Raw genomic sequence first — 19,802 nt, 5'->3', positions numbered from 1 at the left:
GCCGCGCCGGGTCGGACCATCACAGAATGGGACGCCTTCGCCAGCTCGCCACCATCCTCACGGCGGCCGCGCCGCTCTGCCTCACCGGCGGGCTCGCGCACGCCGCGCCGCCACCGGGCACCTGCCACAACCCGGCCCCCGCGCGCGCCGAGATCCCGGAACTGCCCTGGGCGCAACAGGTCCTGACCCCGGAGCGGGCCTGGCCGGTCAGCGACGGCGCGGGGGTGACGGTGGCGGTGGTGGACTCCGGGGTGGACGCCGACCACCCGCAGCTGGCGGCGAACGTGTTGCGGGGCAAGGACTTCTACTACATCGGCAACCTGCCGGGGAACTTCGACTGCGTCTCCCACGGCACCGCGGTGGCCGGGATCATCGCCGCGGGCGGGGCGGGCAAGGCCGGGTTCCGCGGGGTGGCGCCGGGGGCGAAGATCCTGCCGGTGCGGGTCAGCGACCGGGACCTCACCGAGGGCGGCGGCGCGGCCGCGATCGACCCCGCGGTGCTGGCCCGCGGCATCTGGTGGGCGGTGGACCAGGGCGCGAAGGTGCTCAACCTGTCGCTGTCCGGGCCGGTGGACAACGGGCTCATCCGGGACGCGGTGGCGCACGCGGTCAGCAAGGACGTGCTGGTGGTGGCCGCGGCCGGGAACCAGCAGCAGCAGGACAGCCAGCTGGTCGGACGGCCCTCCTACCCGGCGGCCTATCCCGGGGTGCTGGGCGTGGGCGCGATCGACATCGACGGCGCGCGGCTGCCGGCCTCCCAGCTCGGCGAGTTCGTCGACCTGGTCGCGCCGGGCGCGAAGGTGCTGGGCACCACCCGCGCCGGCGGGCACTCCTACTTCACCGGCACCAGCTTCGCCGCGCCGTTCGTGGCCGGCACCGCGGCACTGGTGCGGGCACGCTGGCCGGAGCTGTCCGCGGCCGAGGTGACCAGGCGGCTGCTGGCCACCGCCACCCCGGCGCGCGGCGGCAAGGACAGCCCCGGCTACGGCGCGGGCGTGGTCAACCCCTACCGCGCGGTCACCGACGTGCTCTCCGCGGCCGCCCCGGTTCCGCTGCCGCCGCTGACCCATCCCACGCCGGATCCGGACCTGCTCAGCGCGCGGGCCTGGTGGCAGGCCGCGGGCGAGCAGGCCAAGGTGTGGACCGCGGCCGCGGTCGGCGCGGCGCTGCTGGCGGTGCTGGTCGCGGCGCTGCTGCCACGCGGGCGGCGGCGGGGCTGGGCGGCCGGCCTGCCCGATCCGCTGCCCGCCGCGCCTGCCCGCGAGGAGGAGCTGCCCGAGCAGGTGTTCCTGCTGCCGCCGCCACCCGCGGAACGCTGAGCACGCGAAAGGCCCCGGTCGCCGAACTGGCGGACCGGGGCCTGCGCTTGCGGGTCAGCCGATCGAGGTGCTGCCGATCCGGGCGATCGACTGCTGCAGGGCGGTCTGCAGGTTCGAGTTGGTGTTCTGCACCCCGGCGCGGATCTGCTCGACCAGCTGCTGCCGCTGCTCGCTGACCTGCTTCCACGCCTGGTGCACATCGCCGAACTGGCCACCACCGGAGTCGGTCCAGTCCGAGCCGGTGATACCCGCCGCCTGCGCCATCTGGTCCATCTCGGACTGGATCTGGTTGATGGTGGCGAGCAGCTGCTGGGCGAATCCGTCAAGCTGCCCGAAGTTTCCGCGAACGATGTCGACCATTTCCGGCTCCTGTTCAGTGAGTGGTCAGACCGGCGAAACCACCGGCGGAATCCTGGTCCTGCTGCTCATAGGTGCGGGAGGCGAAGGTGACGTTCTCGCCCAGCTCGGTCAGCGAGGCCACCACCCGCTGCACCCCGGTCACCCAGTTCGCGAACGCCTGGTCGAAGCTGACCTTGGCCTGCCCCTCCCACGCGCCGCTGAGCGCGTCCGCCTGGGACATCGCCCGCTGCTTGTGCCCGTCGATGCTCTGCGCGATGTTGTTCGCGGTACTACCGGTCTGCGCGATTCCGCTGATCGCACCATGAATTTGCCCGGACATGCCGTGCTCCCCTCTTTCGCGGCGGTGTATTCGCCTGGCGAACGCTAAAGCGCGGCACCCCCCGGCACGGCGGTCACGGCACCTTCCTGCCACGGCCATTTCCGCGACCGCGCATTCCAGGACGATCTGATTTCCCAGTCCGGTGAAGGAGGATTGTCGTGGCGACCATCGTGGTCCGGCGGCCGCAGCGCAGGCCCGCGCCGGAACTGCCCGCCGGCGAGCTGATCATCGAGGCGCCGCCGGAGATCCCGCCGCCTGCCGGGCGGCAGTGGCAGCAGGCGCTGATGATGCTGCCGATGATCGCCGTGCTCGGCGCCTCGGTGCTGATGTTCTCCGGATCGGCGGCCGGCACGCTGCGCTACGTCATCCTGGGCCTGTTCGGCGTGGCCGCGATCGGCATGATCGTGATGACCTTCATCACCGGCGGCGGCCCCAGCAAACGCGAGATGGGCCTGGCCCGGCGGGCCTACCTGCGCGGACTGTCCCAGCAGCGGCTGCGGGTGCGGCGCACCGCGCACCGGCAGCGGGACGCGCTGGCCTACCTGCACCCCGAGCCGCAGGCGCTGTGGTCGGTGGCCGCCAGCTCCCGGCTGTGGGAGCGGCGGCGGGACGACCCGGACTTCGCGGTGGCCCGGATCGGGGTCGGCGCGCAGAGCCTGTGCACCACCCTGATCGCGCCGGAGACCAAACCGCTGGAACAGCTGGAACCGTTGTCCGCCTTGGCCTTGCGCCGGTTCATCAGCACCTTCACCGCGATTCCCGGGCTGCCGCTGGCGATCGCGGTCACCGGGTTCGGCCGGATCCACCTGCGCGGGGACAGCGACCGGACGGTCGGGCTGGCCAGGGCCGTGGTGGCCTCACTGGCGGTGCTGCAGACGCCGGAGGACCTGCGGATCGCGGTGTGCGCCGGCCGGGACGAGCGCGCGGACTGGGAGTGGGTGAAGTGGCTGCCGCACGCGCTGCACCCGGAGAAGACCGACGCGCTGGGCCCGCTCCGGCTGGTCGCGCCGACCGTGGCCGGGGTGGAGGCGCTGTTGGAGGACCTGCTCGCCCAGCGCCGCCGGTTCGACCCGGAGGCCGGGCACCCCACCGGGATGCCGCACCTGGTGGTGGTCATCGACGGCGGCTCCACCGCGGGCTCGGACCACCTGATGACCGGCGGCGGCGTCGAGGGCGTCACCGTGCTGGACCTGACCACCGCGCCGCCGAGGGCGCTGGACCGCGCGGCGGTGGTGCTGGAGGTGGCCGCCGACGGCGCGCTGAGCAGCGAGACCATCGACGGCGAGACCGAGCTGGGCACCGCCGACGACCTGGACGCGGTGGCCGCCGAGGGCCTGGCCCGGCAGCTGGCCCCGTTGCGCGGGGTGGACGGCGGCCGCGGCGAGCAGCCGCTGAGCGCCTCCCTCGGCCTGGCCGAGCTGCTCGACATCGGCGACCCGTACCTGTTCGACCCGGCCCGCACCTGGGTGCAGCGGCCGAACCGGGACAAGCTGCGGATCCGGTTCGGGGTGCGCGCCGACGGCACGCCGATCGAGATCGACCTCAAGGAGTCCGCGCAGGACGGCATGGGCCCGCACGGGCTGCTGGTGGGCGCGACCGGCGCGGGCAAGAGCGAGCTGCTGCGCACCCTGGTGCTCGCGCTGGCGGTCACCCACCCGCCCAGCTCGCTGAACTTCGCGCTGATCGACTTCAAGGGCGGGGCCACCTTCACCAAGCTGGACCGGCTGCCGCACACCAGCGCGGTGATCACCAACCTGGCCGAGGAGCTGCCGCTGGTGGACCGGATGACCGACGCCATCAACGGCGAGCTGATCCGCCGCCAGGAGCTGCTGCGCGCGGCCGGCAACTTCTCCTCGCTGCGCGACTACGAGAAGGCCCGCGCGGCCGGTGCGCCGCTGCCGGAGGTGCCCACGCTGTTCGTGGTGTGCGACGAGTTCAGCGAGCTGCTCTCGGCCAAGCCGGACTTCATCGACATGTTCGTCCAGATCGGCCGGATCGGCCGCGCGCTGGGCGTGCACCTGCTGCTGGCCAGCCAGCGCCTGGAGGAGGGCAGGCTGCGCGGCCTGGACACCTACCTGTCCTACCGGATCGGGCTGCGCACCTTCTCCGAGGCGGAGAGCCGGGTGGTGCTCGGGGTCGGTGACGCCTTCGCGCTGCCGCGCGCGCCCGGCCACGGGTTCCTCAAGTCCGGCACCGAGCCGATGGTGCGGTTCCGCTCGGCCTACGTCTCCGGCGTGCACCGCCGCGCCGAACCGGGCGCGCACCCGGCCGGGCACCGCGCGCCCACTCTGATGGCCTACTCCACCGCTTACGTCGCCCCGCCCGCGCAGGCCCCGGTGGCCGCCCCGGCCGAGGACGCCGACGAGGCGGTCGGGGAGAGCCTGCTGGACGTGCTGGTCGAGCGGTTCGAGGGCAAAGGCGTTGCCGCGCACCAGGTGTGGCTGCCGCCGCTGGCCGAGTCGCCCTCGCTGGACCAGCTGCTCGGCCGGCCGGTCGAGGACCCGGTGCGCGGTCTCGCGGTCACCGACCAGAGGCTGGCCGGACGGCTGCTCGCGGTGGCCGGGATCGTGGACCGGCCGCTGGAGCAGCGCCGGGACCAGCTGGTGCTGGACCTCTCCGCCGCGGCCGGGCACGCGCTGGTGGTCGGCGCCCCGCACAGCGGCCGCAGCACCGCGCTGCGCACCCTGATCACCAGCCTGGCGCTGACCCACACCCCGCGGGAGACCCAGTTCTACTGCCTGGACTTCGGCGGCGGCACGCTGGGCACGCTCAGCGGCCTGCCGCACGTGGGCGGGGTGGCCGGGCGGCAGAACCCGGGCGCGGTGCGCCGCACGGTGGCCGAGGTGGTCACCGCGCTGACCCACCGGGAACGGCTCTTCGCCGAGCACGACATCGACGGCATGGCCGAGTTCCGCAGACTGCGCGCCGAGGGCCGGTTCGCCGAGGAGGCGCACGGCGACGTGTTCCTGGTCATCGACGGCTGGGCCACGCTGCGCAAGGAGTTCGAGGACCTGGAGGAGCAGGTCGCCGACATCGCCGCCCGCGGCCTGTCCTACGGCGTGCACCTGCTGGCCAGCTGCGGCCGCTCCTTCGACCTGCGCCCCAACGTGCGGGACCTGTTCGGCAGCCGGATCGAGCTGCGCCTTGGCGATCCGCTGGACTCGATGGTGGACCGGGCCAGCGCGACCGCGGTGCCCGAGCACGCGCCCGGCCGTGGCGTCAGCACCAGCAAGCACCAGCTGCTCTTCGCGCTGCCCCGCATCGACGGCGGCAACGACCCGCGCGACCTGCCAGCCGCGGTGGCCGAGCTGGTCGCCAGCGCCGCCCGCGCCTGGACTGGGCCGCGCGCGCCCAAGGTGCGGATGCTGCCCGGCACCCTGGCCTACGCCGACCTGGTCGCGATGGACGCGGACAACCGGCTGGTCACCGGCATCGCCGAACGCGACCTGCGGCCGGTGCACTGGGACTACCAGGCCGATCCGCACCACCTGCTGCTGGGCGGCCCGGAGTCCGGCAAGACCACATTCCTGCGGGTGCTGGCCCGCCGCATCCAGCAGACGCTGACCCCGGACCAGGCGCGGATCGTGCTCATCGACCACCGCCGCGGCCTGCTCGGCGAGGTCGGCGCGCCCTACCTGCTCGGCTACGGCACCGACAAGGCCACCACCGGCAGGCTGATGACCGAGGCCGCCACCGCGCTCACCGAACGCCTGCCCGGCAAGGACATCACGCCGGAGCAGCTGCGCACCCGGAGCTGGTGGAAGGGCCCGGAGATCTTCGTGCTGGTCGACGACTACGACCTGGTCGCCAGCCAGTACGACAACCCGATGCTGCCGTTGCTGGACTACCTGCCGCAGGGCCGTGACGTCGGCCTGCACGTGGTGCTGGCGCGGCGCACCGGCGGGGCCGGGCGGGCGATGTTCGAGCAGTTCTTCACCAGGCTCCGCGACGTCGGCTCCCCCGGACTCCTGTTGTCCGGGGACAAGGAGGAGGGACCGCTGCTGGGCGGGCTGAAGGCGGAGAAGCTGCCGCCGGGCCGCGGCTGGCTGGTCGACCGACGCGACTCGGCCCGCCTGGTTCAGCTCGCCTGGCTGCCGCCCGGCGAGGCGTAGGCACACGAGAGGGAGAACGGCATGTCCGAGTCACAGGACGAGATCAACGGGCGGACCAGCGCGATGCGCGAGTTCGCCGACCAGCTGCGCCCGCCGGACTTCGCCGCGGTGCGCGCCGCGGCGAGCGCCAGCACCGGCGGTAACGGGGGCGGCGGCATGGACGAGGGCGCGGCGTTCACCACCGCGCACGCCGACGCGGTCGACAAGGTGACCGCCTTCACCGCCGCGGTCGACCAGGGATACGCGGCGTACCGGGAACTGGCCGGCGGCGCGGCCGAGGACTACCGCAACCACGACCTGGCCGGCGCCCGGCAGATGCCGAACTGAGGGGGAGGTCATGAACTACGAATCGAAGCAGATCGAAGAAATGGTCCAGCTGATCCAGGCTGAGGCCGCGGGCGGCCGGACCCTGCAGATCACCCAGGCCCGCAAGATGTGGATGGACCTGCACACCCAGCTGAACCAGGCGGGCCCGGACCTGCACGGCCGAGGGCAGGACCTGAGCCCGCACTGGCCGGACGCCGCGGGGGCGCTCTTCGGCGACCAGGTCCAGGCGGGCGTGACCTCGCTGACCGACTGGGCCAAGCGCACCGCCACCGAACCGGCCGCCACCCTGGCCGACCTCGCCGTGGCCCTGCCCCAGGTGCGCGACGGGGTGCTGGCGACCTGGGAGTGGTTCCAGAAGGCGCTCGCGCAGGCCCCGATGATGGAGGCCAAGCTCCGCAAACAGGCCAGCCAGAACGCAGGCGTCCAGATGAACGGACTGGCCGATCTGTTCACCAAGGCCGCCGAAGCGACCCGCAGCGCCGTGGGCGCCCCCTGGCGCGGCCCGCAAGGCACCCCCGCCTCCCCGGCAGGCGCGCCCGGCAGTCCCGCGGCCCCCGGCGCCCAGCCCGGCGGCGCACCCGGCGGTCCCAGCAGCCCACCCGGCGCTCCCGGCGGACCGGCAGGCGGCCCCAGCGCCGCACCTCCCGGTGGCGCCCCCGGCGGAGCACCGGGCGGCGCACCCGGCGGCGCACCGCCCGGTGGCGCCGAACCCCCCGGCGGCGCGCCCGGCGGCCCTCCCGGCACCGGCCCAGGCCTGGCAGGCGACACCCCACCGCCCCCGGCTCCGCCCAAGATCCCGACCCCGCCCCCGCTGCCGAACATCCCCCCGGCGGCGAACATCCCACCCCCGCTGCCCCCGCTCCCGCCGATCGCCCCGGTCCCCGGCGTCGGTGGCCTGGCAGGCGCCAAGGGCGGCGGTGGCGGTGGCGGTGGCGCGGGCGTCCCCAAGGTCCCCGCCATCCCCGCCCTCGGTGGTGTCGGCGGCGTCGGTGCCCTCGGCCACCAGCCCGCCTCCCGCACCATGGGCGCCGCGGCCAACCTCGCCCCGCCCGCGGAAGCCCCAGCCGCCGCGACCGGCCCCACCGGCCCCGCCGGCACGGCCAACGCGGCGAACGCGGCCCGCGCGGGCGGCATCCCACCGATGATGCCGCCGATGGGCCACGGCGCGGGCGGCGGCAACCAGGTCAAACCCGGCAGCGGCGCGGCACAGGGCAAGACCACGGCCCCCGGCAAGGGCGTCAAGCGCGGCCTGCCCGGCGTCCCCGCCAAGCTCAGCGGCGGCCTGACCGGCGGCCAGGTCCCCACCACCACCCGTCGCCGGCGCACTGAGGAACCGTCCAGGGTCGAGCTCCTGGACGAGGAGATGTGGCGCGTCAACCCCGGCCTGGACGCCGCCCCGGCCACCACCCAGCCCGACCCACCCCGAGGCCGCCGCCGGCCCCGCTGACGCGACCAGCGGAACCGTTGCCCCGCCCGGACTTCCCGGGCGGGGCAACGGCTTTTCGCGGAGCAGGCAACGGCCTTTCACTGAGCGGGCAACAGCTTTTCCCGGCGCACAAGAACGGCGGCCCCGATGTCCGGGGCCGCCGTTGTCGTTGCCGCGCCTCAGGGCCGTTGCGCCGCCAGCGGATCCAGCCCACTCCCCAGCGGAATCCGGGCCACCAGCCCAGCGGGCATCCGCACCGGCCGGACCCCCTCGTACCCCAGCATCGCCAGCACATCCGGCGTGGCCAGCGGATGGTTGCGGCCCTGGTCGCTCACCAGCGACAGCGTGCCCACCGGCGCGCGCGGACTGGGCATCACCTCCACCAGCGCCACCGACCCCGGCGACACCACCACCCGGTCGGCCAGCGGCAGGCCGGCATCGGTGCGCCTGCCCGTGCGCAGCGCCGGATCCCGTTGCGGCAGCGCGGAGTCCACCGTCACCGTGGGCACCTCCGCGCCCGGTTCGAAGCTCGCGCACACCGTGGGCGCGCCCGCGGCCGGACCCACGAACTCCGGCCGCCGCTCCGGCGCCTGACCGGCCCGCGCGGGCTCCACCGCGGCCAGCTTCGCCCCGCTGACCGCCAGCGGGCTCAACGCGACGCCGTTCAGCTCGCCCTCGCCGAGGGCCTCGGCGGTGGGCTTGTGCGCGCGCTGGATCTCGTACTGCAGCTCCGAGATCGGCCGCAGCCGGTCGGCCTCCACCAGGTACCGCTGGGTCACCTCGCCCGAGGTGCGCACCAGCGCCAGCTGGCCGATCCGCAGGTCCGGCTTGCCGGGCACCGCGGTGCTGGGCTTGCCGATGTCCCGCAACGTGATCGGGCCGATCTCCGCGCCCGCGGGCAGGTTGTCCACCAGGGCCGACCCGGCCCGCAGCACCGGCCCGGTGCGCAGCGCGAGGCGGACCGCGGCCGTGTCGGCCTGGGCGATCCGGTGCCGGTGCCCGCGCCAGACCAGCTGCCAGTCACCCTGCTCCGGCGGTTCCAGCAGCAGCGCGGACTCACCGAGCGCGCGACCGCCGCCGGGTGCCTGGCCGACCAGCAGCACCGACTCGTGCACCGCCGCGCCGGTGGTGTCCACCGCGGGCTGCGAGCACATGCTCCAGCCGCCGCCGAGCACCCGTTCCCGGGCCGGCAGCCCGTCCGGCACGTCCAGCAGCCCGATCCGCGGCGCCCTCGGCACCCCGGCCAGCGAGGCCTGCGAGACGTCCATGGTCGGCGCGTGCTTGCCCAGCGCCAGCAGCGCCGAGGTGTGGTTGGTGACCGGCCGCAGCCTGCCGTCCACGTACACCAGCCGCGCCCCGGTCTCCTTCTCCACGATCACCGCGTCGCCGGTGCGCCAGGCGTCCTTGCCGCCCGGCACGATCAGCCCGTACACGCCGAACCCGGCCAGGATGATCACCGCCAGCGCGATGCTGCCGAACGCGGACACGCTCGGTCGCCGGAACGGTGGCTGTTCCGGATCGGTCTCCCTGGTGACCAGCGCGGAGATCGCCCGCTGGGCCAGGAACTGGTGCGCCTGCAGTTGGTCGCGACTGGATGCCATCTCAGCCGCCCAGCCCGCGCAGGTAGGCGTACAGGTCGAGCACCGCGCACACCACCGGCACCACGGCGAGCACCACCGCCACCTCGAACAGCTCGGCATAGCGCCCGAGGTACGGACTCGCCTGGCGACGGCTGTGGTGCAGCCCGGCCAGCACGACCAGCCCGCCGACCACGAGCAGCACCACACCGGCGATGGCCACCCGCCCGGACAGCAGCGGTCCGAGCGCGAGGCACACCACCCCGCACACCCCCGCGCCGAGCAACGGAACCCGTTGCCACAGCACGGGATACAGCCGCGCCCGAAGCAGGAACCCGAGCGCGAGCACCACCAGCAGCCACAGCGCGGACGTGCGGCCACTGCGCACCAGCAGCACCTGGCAGACCACGGCCACCAGCGCGGCGCCGACCAGCATGCCGGTCAGCAACCCGTGCGCCCGCGCGACCGCCTGGTACACCGCCGGTCGCGGCGGCTGCGGATCATCCCGAACAAGATCCGCGGTGGTGCGGGGCAGCACCGGCATCGGCACCCTGGCCAGCCGGATCGCCAGCGGAGCCAGCAGCGGGGAGAACGCCAGCACCGCACCGGCCACGATCGCGGCCGCCTGGGCCCCGTCGAAGGTCTCCAGCCCGGCCAGCACGCCACCCAGCACGCCGAGCAGGCCGCTGGTCGCCGCCGCGGCGAAGACCGGCAACCCGTGCGCCGTGCCGAGATGGCCGAGCACCGCCCCGAACAGCAGTGCCGCGCTACCCGCCTGGATCTGGGGTGCGCCCAGGTCCAGCAGCGGGTGGCTACCGGCCAGGAGCAGAGCTCCACCGAGGAAGGAGTACGGCAGCGCCAGCGCCCCGAAGACCGCGCCGGCCACCGCGTCTCCCGCGGTCCTGGCCAACGTAGCACCCACCGCGAGTAGCAACAAACTCACCAGGAGTGACCACAGTCCGGGCATCGGCCAGGGCGGTCCGGCCCGCAGCACCACCGCCACACCGAGCAGCAGCACCAGCCCGCCGACGGCCAGCCCGGCCAGCCGGGTGTGCCGCGCGCTCCAGGCCCGGCCTGCCCGGCCCGCGCCGTCGGCGATCGCGTCGACCAGGTCGTCGTACTCCAGCTCCGGCCACTCGGTGCGCCGCGAGGTCAGGTGCAGCACCTCGCCGTCCCTGATCCGGTACGAGCCCAGCGTGCGCCCGAGTTCCAGCGCCGACCCGTCGCCCCGCCGCAGCAGCCAGCCGCCGTCGGCGGCACCGTCGTCAGCGAGGTGCTCACCGGCGTGCCGGAGCAGCCCCGGCACGATCTCGGCGACGCTGGACTGCTCGGGCAACGCCATGTCGATGCGCCGGTGCGGCGCGGCGACCGTCACTCGCACCAGCCCGGTCGTGGTCATCGGCCTACCTCCTCGCACTGGCCGCAGCGGCAACAACCTGCCGCCCGGCGCGCACCTGTGGTCCGGCTTCCTACGATCTGGGCGAAGGCCCGGCCGGGGAACCGGGTCGGCAGCTAGCGGCCATCACCGGTGGCATCGGATGATGTGCGAGACAGAGGGGAGCCCGGGATGTCCGGCAACGGCCCGCAGGAGCTGGTCCCGCTCGGCGAGGGACCGGTGGCCACGGTGTACGCCGGGATGCGCGCGGACACCGGCGAGGCGTTCGCGCTCAAGGTCTTCCCGGCCAAGCTGCCCAAACGCACCCGCGCCGAGCTGGACCGGGAGCTGACCAAGCTGGCCGGGCTGCGGGACCGGGCGCCGGTGCTGGTCGCCGACGCGGTCGAGGACACCCCGGACGGCCGCACCGCGCTGCGGATGGAGCTGTGCTCGCAGTCCCTGCGCGAGCTCGTGGCCAGCTGCGGCAGGCTCTCGGTGCCCGACGCGCTCGCCCTGGGCAGGGCGGTGGCCACCGCGCTGGCCGCCGCGCACCGGGTCGGTCTGGTGCACGGCGGCGTCACCCCGGGCAACCTGCTGTTCCGCCCCACCGGCGAGCCCGTGCTCGCCGACCTCGGCCTCACCCTGCGCCGCGCCTACCCCCGCGACCACCGCACCGGCATCGACTTCACCGCCCCGGAAACCCTCCGCGACGGCACCGTGGACGAACGCTCGGACCTCTACGGCCTCGGCGCCCTGCTGCACCTGGCCCTCTCCGGCGAGTCCCCGCACCCCGGCGCGATCGGCGAACCGGAGGGCGAGCGGATGCTGCGCGTGCTCGGCACCCCGGTGCCGCCGCTGACCAGACCGGACGTGCCCGAGGCGCTGACCGCGGTGGTCTCCGCGCTGCTGAGCAAGGACCCGGCGCTGCGCCCGGCCGAGGCGGCGGTGGTCTCGGGCTGGCTGGACCGGATGGGCGGGCCAGAGCCGACCGCGGGCACGGAGGCGCCGGGACGAGGGTTCGACGACTTCGCAGGCTACGTGCCGGGCCCCTCACCCGAGGCGCACCGGCTGACCACCGGGCAGGCCGACTGGCCCGTCGCCCCCCTGCCCGGCCACCCCGCCCAGGCCCCCGGCTTCGGGGCGGTCGGCCGCGTCGCCCAGGTCCGGCGCACCCCGCGGCCGGGCCAGGCCCCGAGCACACCGCCGCCCAGCCACGCGACCCAAGCCCCGCCCACACCGCAGGGCCGCGCCCCCCAGAACCCGCCCACGCCACCACACGGCCACGCAGCCCACACCCCGGCCACTCCGCTGTCCGGCCACCTCATCCAGGCCGCCAGCACACCTCCGCCCGGCCACCCCGCCACTCCGCCCTCGGGCCGCCCCGCCGCATCCGCACCGGAGCCCCCAGCCCCCGCCGCTGCGCCAGAGACCGCAATCCCGGACATCGCACCGGAATCCGCCCCGCCCCAGCCGCGCGGCGCCCCGCTGGTGATCTCCGGCCCGGCCCGCCCCGACCGCCCGGCCAGCCGCACCGGCCTGGTCCTCGGCGGCGTCGGCCTGGCCGCGGTGCTCGCCGTGGGCGCGGTGCTGCTGATCAATGACGACCCCGCCGAACTGGCCCTGCCCCCCGGTCCCGCCCCGGCCAGCGCGCCCACCACCTCCGCGAAACCGGTGGAGATCGTGCTGGAGGAGCCCATCGTGCGCGGCAACATCGTCGAGCTGAACTGGCGCAGCAGCGAGTCGCTGTACTTCGCCGTGGGCATGGCCGTCGAGAACGCCACCGAGAACAAGACGTTCCCGCCGCAGCAGACCACCACCTGGAAGGGTGAGGTGGAACCGAACCGCAAGTACTGCTTCGACGTCCGGGGCACCAACGGCGGCGGCGTGGTCTACAAGAGCCAGCCCAAGTCCATCAACGGCGCGGACTGCCGCAACTAGGGCGTGTCCGCACAGTCCCGTCTGCGAGAGTCGTGACCGGTTCGGTCGCTGGCGGTGCGGCCGGGACGGCCTCATACCGGACGTATTCGGGCGTTCCGGCCGTGCCGTCAGCGGCCGAACCGGCGCGGCTATCGCGGGCGGGACTGTGCGGACACGCCCTAGCGGGCGCTCTGGTTCAGCGCGGGCGCGGGCGTCGCGGCCAGCACCTCGGCCACGATCTCGGCCGCGCCGCGCTGGTTCAGCTCCGCGTCGGCGGTCAGCACCAGGCGGTGCGCGAGCACCGGCACCGCGACGTCCTTGATGTCGTCCGGGGTGACGAACTCCCGGCCCTCGGTGGCCGCCATCGCCTGCGCCGCGCGCACCAGCGCGATGCTGCCGCGCGGGCTGGCGCCGAAGCGCACCGCGGTGTGCTCACGGGTGGCCGCGGCCAGCCGGGCCGCGTACTCGACCACCGCGCGGTCCAGGTGCGCCTTGCGGACCTGGGTGATCGCGGCGCGCAGGGTCGGGATGTCGACCACGGCGGGCAGGTCGTCCGGGGACACGCCCGCGCAGTCGCTCATGATCACCAGGACCTCGGCGTCCACGTCCGGGTAGCCGACGGACAACCGCATCAGGAACCGGTCGAGCTGGGCCTCGGGCAGCCGGTAGGTGCCCTCCATCTCGATCGGGTTCTGGGTGGCCACCACCAGGAACGGGCTGGGCACCGGATGCGCGACCGCGTCCACGGTGACCCGGCGCTCGGACATGACCTCCAGCAGCGCGGACTGGGTCTTGGGCGTGCCGCGGTTGATCTCGTCGGCGACCACCACGTTGGCGAAGATGCCGCCGGGATGGAAGGTGAACTCCTCTTCCTTCTGGTGGTACACGGTGACGCCGGTGATGTCGCCGGGCAGCAGGTCGGGGGTGAACTGGATGCGGTTCCAGCTGCCGCCGATGCTGCGCGCGATGCAGCGGGCCAGCGTGGTCTTGCCCAGCCCCGGCACGTCCTCGATGAGCAGGTGGCCCTCGGCCAGCAGCGCGGCCACGGCCAGGCGCACCACCTCGGGTTTGCCGCGGACCACCGACTGCACGTTGCGCGCGATCAGCGAGTAGACCTGCCCGGCCTGCGTGGTGCTCATACCCGCGATCCTAGGCAGCACGGGTACACCGGTCGTTCAGTCCCGGTACACGGCAGGCAGTTCCAGCTCGAAGATGGCGCCGCCGGCCTCGGCGTTGTACACCCGCAGCGTGCCGCCGTGCGCCTGGGCGACCCAGCGCACGATGGCCAGGCCGAGCCCGCTGGACCCGCCGCCGCTGGTGAAGCGGTCCAGGGCCAGCTCGGCGCGTTCGGCGTCGATGCCGGGGCCCTGGTCGGCCACGGTGACCCGGTTGCCTGCCACGCTGACGTGCACCACCGCGGCCGAGCCGGGCTGGTGGCCGTGCTGCAGGGCGTTGCCGAGCAGGTTGGCCACCGCGCGCTGCACCAGCACCGGGTCGGCGTCGACCTTGCTGGGACTGGTGGTCAGCGTGATCCGCGCGCCCTCCGGCGGGGTGTCCTCGACCACGCCGGCGACCAGCTGGTCCAGCCAGATCGGCTGCCTGGCCAGCTCCTGCACCCCGGCGGCGAAGCGGGCGCGCATGAGCAGGCCGTCGATGATGCCGCCCATCCGCGCGGACAGCCGCACCGCGCGCGGCAGCAGCTCGGCGTGCTGGTCCGGGTTGCGCAGCCCGGTCTCGGCCAGCGCGCGCAGCGCGGCCACTGGTTTGCGCAGGTCGTGCGCGATGTCGCCGAGCAGCGCCTCCTGCTGGGCCAGCGCGTCCACCGCGGGGCGCATGGCCCGGCCGGAGAGCACGTGCCCGGCCAGCGCGCAGGCGCCGACCAGCAGCACGGACACGCCGAGCACGATCAGCACCCGCCGGTCGTGCCTGCTCTCGGCCTCCCGCGCGTCCATCGCGGCGACCACCGCGCCGACGTACTGCCCGGACCGGTTGCGCAGCGAGTCGGCGGTGACCCTGAGCAGCTCGCCCCCGCTGCCGCGCTGGTAGCCGGTGATCATGCTGCGGGTGTCGACGGACTGCTGGGCGAGGCTGGTCAGCGTGGTCATCGGCAGCGGGGCGCAGGGCTTCTCGCTGGTGTGATTGGTCGACCACTCACCATTCTCGTCCCGGTCCAGCACGGTGAACTGCGGGCAGGCGTTGTTGATCTGGTCGTGCCCGAGCTCCTCGGTGTTGATGGTGCCGTCGTAGTCGATCAGCCTGGACACCACCGCGCTGACCCGGCGCAGGTCGGCGTCCATGTGCTGCTCGCCCTGCTGCCGGTCCTCGCGGATCACCAGGTAGGCGAACAGGATCAGCCCGGCTGCGTTCAGCGCGGTGAACAGCAGGGTGAGCAGGCGGCGGAGGCGGCGCAGCCGGTCGGCGGAGGTGGTGCTCACCCGGCGCCCAACCGGAAGCCGCGGCCGTGCACGGTGTGGATCAGCCTGGGCTCGGCCAGCTTGGCGCGCAGCCGTTTCACCACCGCGTCGACCACGTTGGACATCGGGTCGGCGCTGTTGTCCCAGCAGTGCTCGATCAGCTCACTGCGCGAGATCACCTGCCCCGCCCTGGCCAGCAGGTGCTCCAGCACCGCGAACTCCTTGTCCGAGACGGTCAGCAGCACCCCGGCCCTGCGCACCTCGCGCCGGGCGCAGTCCATCTCCAGGTCGGCGTGCCGCAGCACCGAGGGCCTGCCGCTGCCGGCCCGGCGGCACAGCGCGGACACCCGCGCGGTCAGCTCGGCCATCGCGAACGGCTTGGCCAGGTAGTCATCGCCGCCGTGCTCGAACCCGGCCACCCGGTCGGCGATCTTGTCCAGCGAGGTCAGGAACAGCACCGGGGTGGCCCAGCCCTGCTGCCGCCGCCGGTGCACGTAGGTGATGGCGTCGCCGTCGGGCAGCATCCGGTCGAAGACCACGCAGGCGTGCTCGCCCGCGCGCACCGCCCGGTCCGCGGCCGCGATGTCCGCCGCCTCCTCCACCGCGAGTCCGGCCGAGCGCAGCTCCGCGACCACCGCGAACCGCAGGTCGTCGTCGTCCTCGACCACCAGAACGCGGACGGGGATCACTCCCGGTCGTGTCATGGAAACCTCATGTGGCCACAGAGATGGTGGGTGCGATGGAGAGAGGGGGCGGGGGATGACGATCTTCCACATTCTGGGTCCGGTCGAGGCCCGCGACCCGGCTGGAGCGGTGCTCGAGCTCGGTGCGCGGAAGCCCGTCACGGTGCTGGCGACCTTGCTGCTGCACCCTAACGCGTGGGTCCGGGTTGATCGACTGATCGAGTCGACCTGGCATGAACAGGCCGTGCCCGCCTCCGCCGAGGCCAACCTCAAGACCTACATCTGCCGCCTGCGCCGCCTGCTGCCCTCGGCGATCGAGAGCCGCCCCGGCGCCTACCGGCTGCTGGTCGCGCCGGGCGAGCTGGACGCCGACCGGGTGGCCGACCTGGCCGCCGCGGCGCGCACCGCACTGGCCGAGGGCGCACCGCACCGGGCGATCGCCCTGTACACCGAGGCGCTCTCCGCCTGGCGCGGCCGCCCGTTCGAGGACCTGCCGGGCGCGGAGTTCCAGTCCGCCGCGGACCGCCTCGAGGAGATCCGGCGCGACCTGCGCGAGTCGCTGGCCGAGGCGCAGCTGGCCGCGGGCGAGGCGCGGGCGGCGATCAGCGGCCTGCGCGCGCTGACCGCGGACGAACCGCTGCGCGAGGCCGCCTGGACCCAGCTGGTGCGCGCCCTGCACGCGGCCGGCCGCCGGGCCGAGGCGCTGGCCACCTACCACCAGGCCCGCCGGGTGCTGGCCGAGGAGCTGGGCGTCGACCCTGGCCCGGCGCTGGCCGAGGCGCACCAGCAGGCGCTGGCCACTCCCGCCACCAGCCACCCGCGCCGCGAGCTGCCCAGGGATATCCCGGGTTTCACCGGCCGCACCGCCGAACTGACCGCGCTGGCTGGGTCCACGCCCGGCCAGACGATCGTGCTGGACGGCATGACCGGAGCGGGCAAGACCGCGCTGGCCGTGCACGCCGCCCACCGCCTGGCCGCCCGCTACCCCGACGGCCAGTTCTTCCTGGACCTGCGCGCCCACGCCGAGGCGCCCCCACTCACACCGGCCGACGCGCTGGCCCGCCTGCTCCGCGGCCTCGGCCACACGGCGATCCCGGCCGATGCGGACGAACGCGCGGCACTGTGGCGCTCCGAGCTGTCCGGCCGCCGGGTGCTGCTGGTCCTGGACGACGCAGCCGACGAGGACCAGCTGCGCCCCCTGCTGCCCGGCGCCTCGGCCAGCCTGACCCTGGTCACCACCCGCACCCGCGACTGGCGCCTGCCCGGCGAGACCCGGTACCCGCTGAACCCGCTGTCCCCCACCGAGTCCGCCACCCTGTTCCACACCGCCACGGGCCGGCCGCTCACCTCGCTGACCACCGCGCTGACCGCCTGCGGCGGCAACCCCGGCGCCCTGCACACGGTCGCCACCCAGCTCGCGATCCGTCCACAGTGGACAGCCGCGGACCTGGCCGACTGGCTCGCCTCCGCGCAGCTGGCCCCCGGCCTGACCGGCTCGTACCGGCGGTTGTCAGCAGGCGCACGCTCAGCGTTCCACGCCCTGGCCGCCCTGCCCCCGGAGTTCGACGCCCGGCAGGCGGGTCAGCAACTGGGCCTGTCCCACCCGGACACCCGCCGCCTGCTGGAGGAGCTGACCGACCACCACCTGCTGGAGGCCCCCGCCCCCAACCGCTTCCAGACCCACCCACTGGTCCGCGCCCACGCCCGCGCCGCCCGCCCCCTGTCCAGCACCCGCGTCGCGTGAGGAGGACCCCATGCCGCAGGAACCCGCTCCCGGCTGGCCCACGGGCCTGACCACCCGCACGGCCACGCCCACTGGGCCGGCCCAGCCACACCACCCGGGCACCACGGGGGCCGGCCCGGTCCCGCACAGCCCGGCCCAGCCTGCCCACGCTCCGGGCCACGCCCAGCCACCGCAGCACGCCGCCCCCCGTGTCCTCGCCGCCGCCACCGGGCCACATGCCTTGCCAACCACCGCTCCTGGCACCGCCACCGGCCCCGGCGCCTTCCCGGCCACCGCGCCTGCCGCCGGCACCGGCCGTGCCTTCCCGGCCACCGCTCCTGGCGCACCGACCGGCCCCCGCGCCTTCCCCACCGCCCCTCCGGCCGCCCCCACCGGCCCCCGAGTCCTCGCGGCCGCCGCTCCGGCCGGCCCGCGCGTCCTCGCCGCCGCCACCCCCGCGCCCAGCCAAACCCGCCCTGCCCCACCACCCCCAGCTCCCTCAACTCCCCCGGCACCCGCGCCCCGCCGCGCCGCCATCCCCGCCCTCCGCATCCTCTGCTGGCAGCTCGCCGCCCTCACCGCCGTCCTCGCCATCGGCCGTCCCTGGCCGCTGGCCACCGCGCTCGGCGTCGGCGCCGCCCTGCTCGCCTGCACCGCGATCCGGGTCCGCGGCCGCTGGCTGACCACGCTGCTGGCCACCCGCCTCCGCCACCTGCTCCGCCGCCGCGCCCACGACCTCGGCGCCACCGAACACGACCCGGCCACCCTGCTCGACCTGCTCGCCCCGGCCAGCCGCATCCGCACCGCCACCATCGGCGGGGTCGCGGCCGGACTGCTCAGCCACCCGGACGAGCTGGTCGTCGTGCTGCGCCCGCGCGCGGCCGACCACGAGTTCCTGCGGGCCGCGGCCGCGGACGCGCTGCTGCCCGAGCCCGATCCGGCGATGCCCGAGTTCGGCGCGCGGCTGGTGCTGCACACCGGACCGGCCAGGGACCGGCCGCCGCGCACCTGGCTGGCGGTGCGGGCGCTGCGCGATCCGGACGTCTTCCGGGACGAGGACCTGACCACCGCGCTGGCCAACACCGTGCGCCGGGTGCTGCGCCGCCTCACCCGCGCCGGACTGCCCGCCGACGCCCTCGCCGAGGAAGACCTGCGCGCGGTGCTGCCCGCGCTGACCCACACCGGGTCCGGCCGCGGCGAGACCCGCGAGGACTGGCGGTTCTGGCGGGCGGGCGCGGTGACCCAGGCCGGGTTCCGGCTCGCCGGGTACGCCCAACTGTCCACAGTGGACCGTGGTCCGCTGCTGCAACGACTGCTGGCCGCCGCGCCCGGCGTGGCGATCACCGTGGCCGTCACCACCGGCGAGGACCGGGAGCCCACCGCGGTGCTCCGGATCGCCGCGACCACCGGCGCCGTGGTCGACGCGGCCGCCACCGACCTGACCTACCTGGGCGAACGCTTCGGCGTGCGCCTGGAACGACTCGACGGGCAGCACGCCCGCGCCCTCGCCGCGACCATGCCGATCGGAGGCAACCCGCTGTGAACACCCAGACTCCCGTGCTCTCCCTGCTGCGCCCGGCCGACCGCGCGCCCGTGGCCACCGGGGTGGACACCCAGCTCGCCACCGCGGGCCGCGAGGTGCTCATCGCCCGCCGCGGCAACACCGCGTTCCCGCGTCAGCTGGCCACCTTCCGCAAGCTCGACCACGACAACCTGCGCCGCGGCGTGCGCTACCGGGTGCTGGTGCCCGACCGGACCCGCACCACCCCCGGCGCCTCGCTCCAGCTCAGCGCGCTGGCACTGGCCGGGGCGGAGGTGCGCACGCTGCCGGAGGTGCCGATGGACGCCTTTGTCATCGACGGCGAGGTCGCCGTGCTGCCCGCCGACCAGGCCGACGGCTACCCGGGCCGGGTGGCGATGTTCCGGCTGGCCGGGGTGGTGCGGACCACCACCGAGCTGTTCGAGCGGGTGTGGCCGGCCGCGGTGCCGCTGATCGCCTCGGAACTGCCGGAGCCCACCGAGCTGACCATGCGCGAACGCGAGCTGCTCACCCTGCTCTTCGACGGCTGCACCGACGAGTCCGCCGCGGCCCGGATGCGGATCTCGGTGCGCACGGTCCGGCGGATGGTCTCCGACATCATGAACCGGCTCGGCGCGCGCAGCCGGTTCCAGGCCGGCGCCAAGGCCGCGGACCGGGGCTGGCTGTTGGACCGGGTCGGCTGAACCCGCCGGGCCGATCGGCTACTGTCT

General features: G+C 75.0%; 15 protein-coding genes. 8 read left to right on the top strand and 7 right to left on the bottom strand.

The genetic code is table 11. The features are described from left to right. Positions 1 to 26: 26 nt before the first annotated feature. The gene (gene mycP / locus M8C13_RS40595) at positions 27 to 1,319 is read left to right on the top strand and encodes a type VII secretion-associated serine protease mycosin (RefSeq protein WP_252486150.1); all 1,293 of its coding nucleotides are present in this window, start codon (positions 27 to 29) and stop codon (positions 1,317 to 1,319) included. A gap of 54 nt (positions 1,320 to 1,373) precedes the next feature. Here mycP and M8C13_RS40590 read toward each other — a convergent pair whose 3' ends face one another. Both M8C13_RS40590 and M8C13_RS40585 read right to left on the bottom strand, forming a co-directional pair. Beyond that, complete coding sequence (locus tag M8C13_RS40590; protein ID WP_252486149.1) at positions 1,374 to 1,679, bottom strand: WXG100 family type VII secretion target; 306 nt, start codon at positions 1,677 to 1,679, stop codon at positions 1,374 to 1,376. A gap of 13 nt (positions 1,680 to 1,692) precedes the next feature. Continuing rightward, positions 1,693 to 1,998 (bottom strand): WXG100 family type VII secretion target, encoded by a 306-nt coding sequence (locus tag M8C13_RS40585; protein WP_252486148.1) that lies wholly within the window; start codon positions 1,996 to 1,998, stop codon positions 1,693 to 1,695. A gap of 158 nt (positions 1,999 to 2,156) precedes the next feature. On the opposite strand from M8C13_RS40585, the gene eccCa reads away from it, so the two are divergent. The 3 genes from eccCa to M8C13_RS40570 are packed head-to-tail and all read left to right on the top strand — an operon-like array spanning position 2,157 to position 7,884. Next, positions 2,157 to 6,110, top strand: a complete 3,954-nt coding sequence (gene eccCa, locus M8C13_RS40580; protein ID WP_252486147.1) for a type VII secretion protein EccCa — start codon at positions 2,157 to 2,159, stop codon at positions 6,108 to 6,110. 21 nt (positions 6,111 to 6,131) lie between these two features. Then, entirely contained in the window at positions 6,132 to 6,437 is a 306-nt protein-coding gene (locus tag M8C13_RS40575; RefSeq protein ID WP_252486146.1) for a hypothetical protein, read from the top strand. A gap of 10 nt (positions 6,438 to 6,447) precedes the next feature. Beyond that, positions 6,448 to 7,884: a hypothetical protein gene (locus M8C13_RS40570; protein ID WP_252486145.1), complete on the top strand. Its 1,437-nt coding sequence runs from the start codon at positions 6,448 to 6,450 to the stop codon at positions 7,882 to 7,884. Positions 7,885 to 8,042: 158 nt separating this feature from the next. Here the strand turns inward: M8C13_RS40570 and eccB are convergent, their stop codons facing one another. Next, a complete protein-coding gene (eccB, locus tag M8C13_RS40565) occupies positions 8,043 to 9,464 on the bottom strand; it encodes a type VII secretion protein EccB (protein WP_252486144.1) in 1,422 nt (473 codons plus the stop codon). Position 9,465: 1 nt separating this feature from the next. Next, complete coding sequence (gene eccD, locus M8C13_RS40560) at positions 9,466 to 10,839, bottom strand: type VII secretion integral membrane protein EccD (protein ID WP_252486143.1); 1,374 nt, start codon at positions 10,837 to 10,839, stop codon at positions 9,466 to 9,468. 168 nt (positions 10,840 to 11,007) lie between these two features. On the opposite strand from eccD, the gene M8C13_RS45205 reads away from it, so the two are divergent. Beyond that, a complete protein-coding gene (locus M8C13_RS45205; protein ID WP_305884054.1) occupies positions 11,008 to 12,753 on the top strand; it encodes a protein kinase in 1,746 nt (581 codons plus the stop codon). A 158-nt stretch (positions 12,754 to 12,911) separates the two neighbouring features. Here M8C13_RS45205 and M8C13_RS40545 read toward each other — a convergent pair whose 3' ends face one another. The 3 genes from M8C13_RS40545 to M8C13_RS40535 are packed head-to-tail and all read right to left on the bottom strand — an operon-like array spanning position 12,912 to position 15,850. After that, positions 12,912 to 13,871 carry a MoxR family ATPase gene (locus M8C13_RS40545; protein WP_252486142.1) on the bottom strand — a complete coding sequence of 320 codons (960 nt, stop codon included), beginning with the start codon at positions 13,869 to 13,871 and terminating at the stop codon, positions 12,912 to 12,914. A 36-nt stretch (positions 13,872 to 13,907) separates the two neighbouring features. Then, entirely contained in the window at positions 13,908 to 15,167 is a 1,260-nt protein-coding gene (locus M8C13_RS40540; protein WP_252486141.1) for a sensor histidine kinase KdpD, read from the bottom strand. Then, a complete protein-coding gene (locus M8C13_RS40535; protein ID WP_252486140.1) occupies positions 15,164 to 15,850 on the bottom strand; it encodes a response regulator transcription factor in 687 nt (228 codons plus the stop codon). The genes M8C13_RS40540 and M8C13_RS40535 overlap by 4 nt, the downstream gene beginning before the upstream one ends. A 55-nt stretch (positions 15,851 to 15,905) precedes the next feature. Here M8C13_RS40535 and M8C13_RS40530 point away from each other — a divergent pair, with 55 nt between their 5' ends. Genes M8C13_RS40530 through M8C13_RS40520 form a run of 3 tightly spaced genes read left to right on the top strand, consistent with a single transcriptional unit; the run spans position 15,906 to position 19,775 of the window. Beyond that, positions 15,906 to 17,573, top strand: coding sequence for a BTAD domain-containing putative transcriptional regulator (locus tag M8C13_RS40530; RefSeq protein WP_252486139.1), 1,668 nt, complete (start codon positions 15,906 to 15,908; stop codon positions 17,571 to 17,573). 10 nt (positions 17,574 to 17,583) lie between these two features. Next, entirely contained in the window at positions 17,584 to 19,095 is a 1,512-nt protein-coding gene (locus M8C13_RS40525; RefSeq protein WP_252486138.1) for a type VII secretion protein EccE, read from the top strand. Further along, a complete protein-coding gene (locus M8C13_RS40520) occupies positions 19,092 to 19,775 on the top strand; it encodes a helix-turn-helix transcriptional regulator (protein ID WP_252486137.1) in 684 nt (227 codons plus the stop codon). The genes M8C13_RS40525 and M8C13_RS40520 overlap by 4 nt, the downstream gene beginning before the upstream one ends. Positions 19,776 to 19,802: the final 27 nt, after the last annotated feature.

Origin of the sequence: Crossiella sp. SN42, assembly GCF_023897065.1 — a bacterium.
Taxonomy (GTDB): Bacteria; Actinomycetota; Actinomycetes; order Mycobacteriales; family Pseudonocardiaceae; genus Crossiella.
The sequence above is the reverse complement of the archived record's forward strand: the minus strand, read 5'-3'. Positions and strand labels throughout refer to the sequence as shown.

Coding starts and splice junctions, on each gene's coding strand:
- mycP (WP_252486150.1), top strand. CDS start 27: ATGGGACGCCTTCGCCAGCTCGCCACCATCCTCACGGCGGCCGCGCCG.
- M8C13_RS40590 (WP_252486149.1), bottom strand. CDS start 1,679: ATGGTCGACATCGTTCGCGGAAACTTCGGGCAGCTTGACGGATTCGCC.
- M8C13_RS40585 (WP_252486148.1), bottom strand. CDS start 1,998: ATGTCCGGGCAAATTCATGGTGCGATCAGCGGAATCGCGCAGACCGGT.
- M8C13_RS40575 (WP_252486146.1), top strand. CDS start 6,132: ATGTCCGAGTCACAGGACGAGATCAACGGGCGGACCAGCGCGATGCGC.
- M8C13_RS40570 (WP_252486145.1), top strand. CDS start 6,448: ATGAACTACGAATCGAAGCAGATCGAAGAAATGGTCCAGCTGATCCAG.
- eccB (WP_252486144.1), bottom strand. CDS start 9,464: ATGGCATCCAGTCGCGACCAACTGCAGGCGCACCAGTTCCTGGCCCAG.
- eccD (WP_252486143.1), bottom strand. CDS start 10,839: ATGACCACGACCGGGCTGGTGCGAGTGACGGTCGCCGCGCCGCACCGG.
- M8C13_RS45205 (WP_305884054.1), top strand. CDS start 11,008: ATGTCCGGCAACGGCCCGCAGGAGCTGGTCCCGCTCGGCGAGGGACCG.
- M8C13_RS40545 (WP_252486142.1), bottom strand. CDS start 13,871: ATGAGCACCACGCAGGCCGGGCAGGTCTACTCGCTGATCGCGCGCAAC.
- M8C13_RS40535 (WP_252486140.1), bottom strand. CDS start 15,850: ATGACACGACCGGGAGTGATCCCCGTCCGCGTTCTGGTGGTCGAGGAC.
- M8C13_RS40530 (WP_252486139.1), top strand. CDS start 15,906: ATGACGATCTTCCACATTCTGGGTCCGGTCGAGGCCCGCGACCCGGCT.
- M8C13_RS40525 (WP_252486138.1), top strand. CDS start 17,584: ATGCCGCAGGAACCCGCTCCCGGCTGGCCCACGGGCCTGACCACCCGC.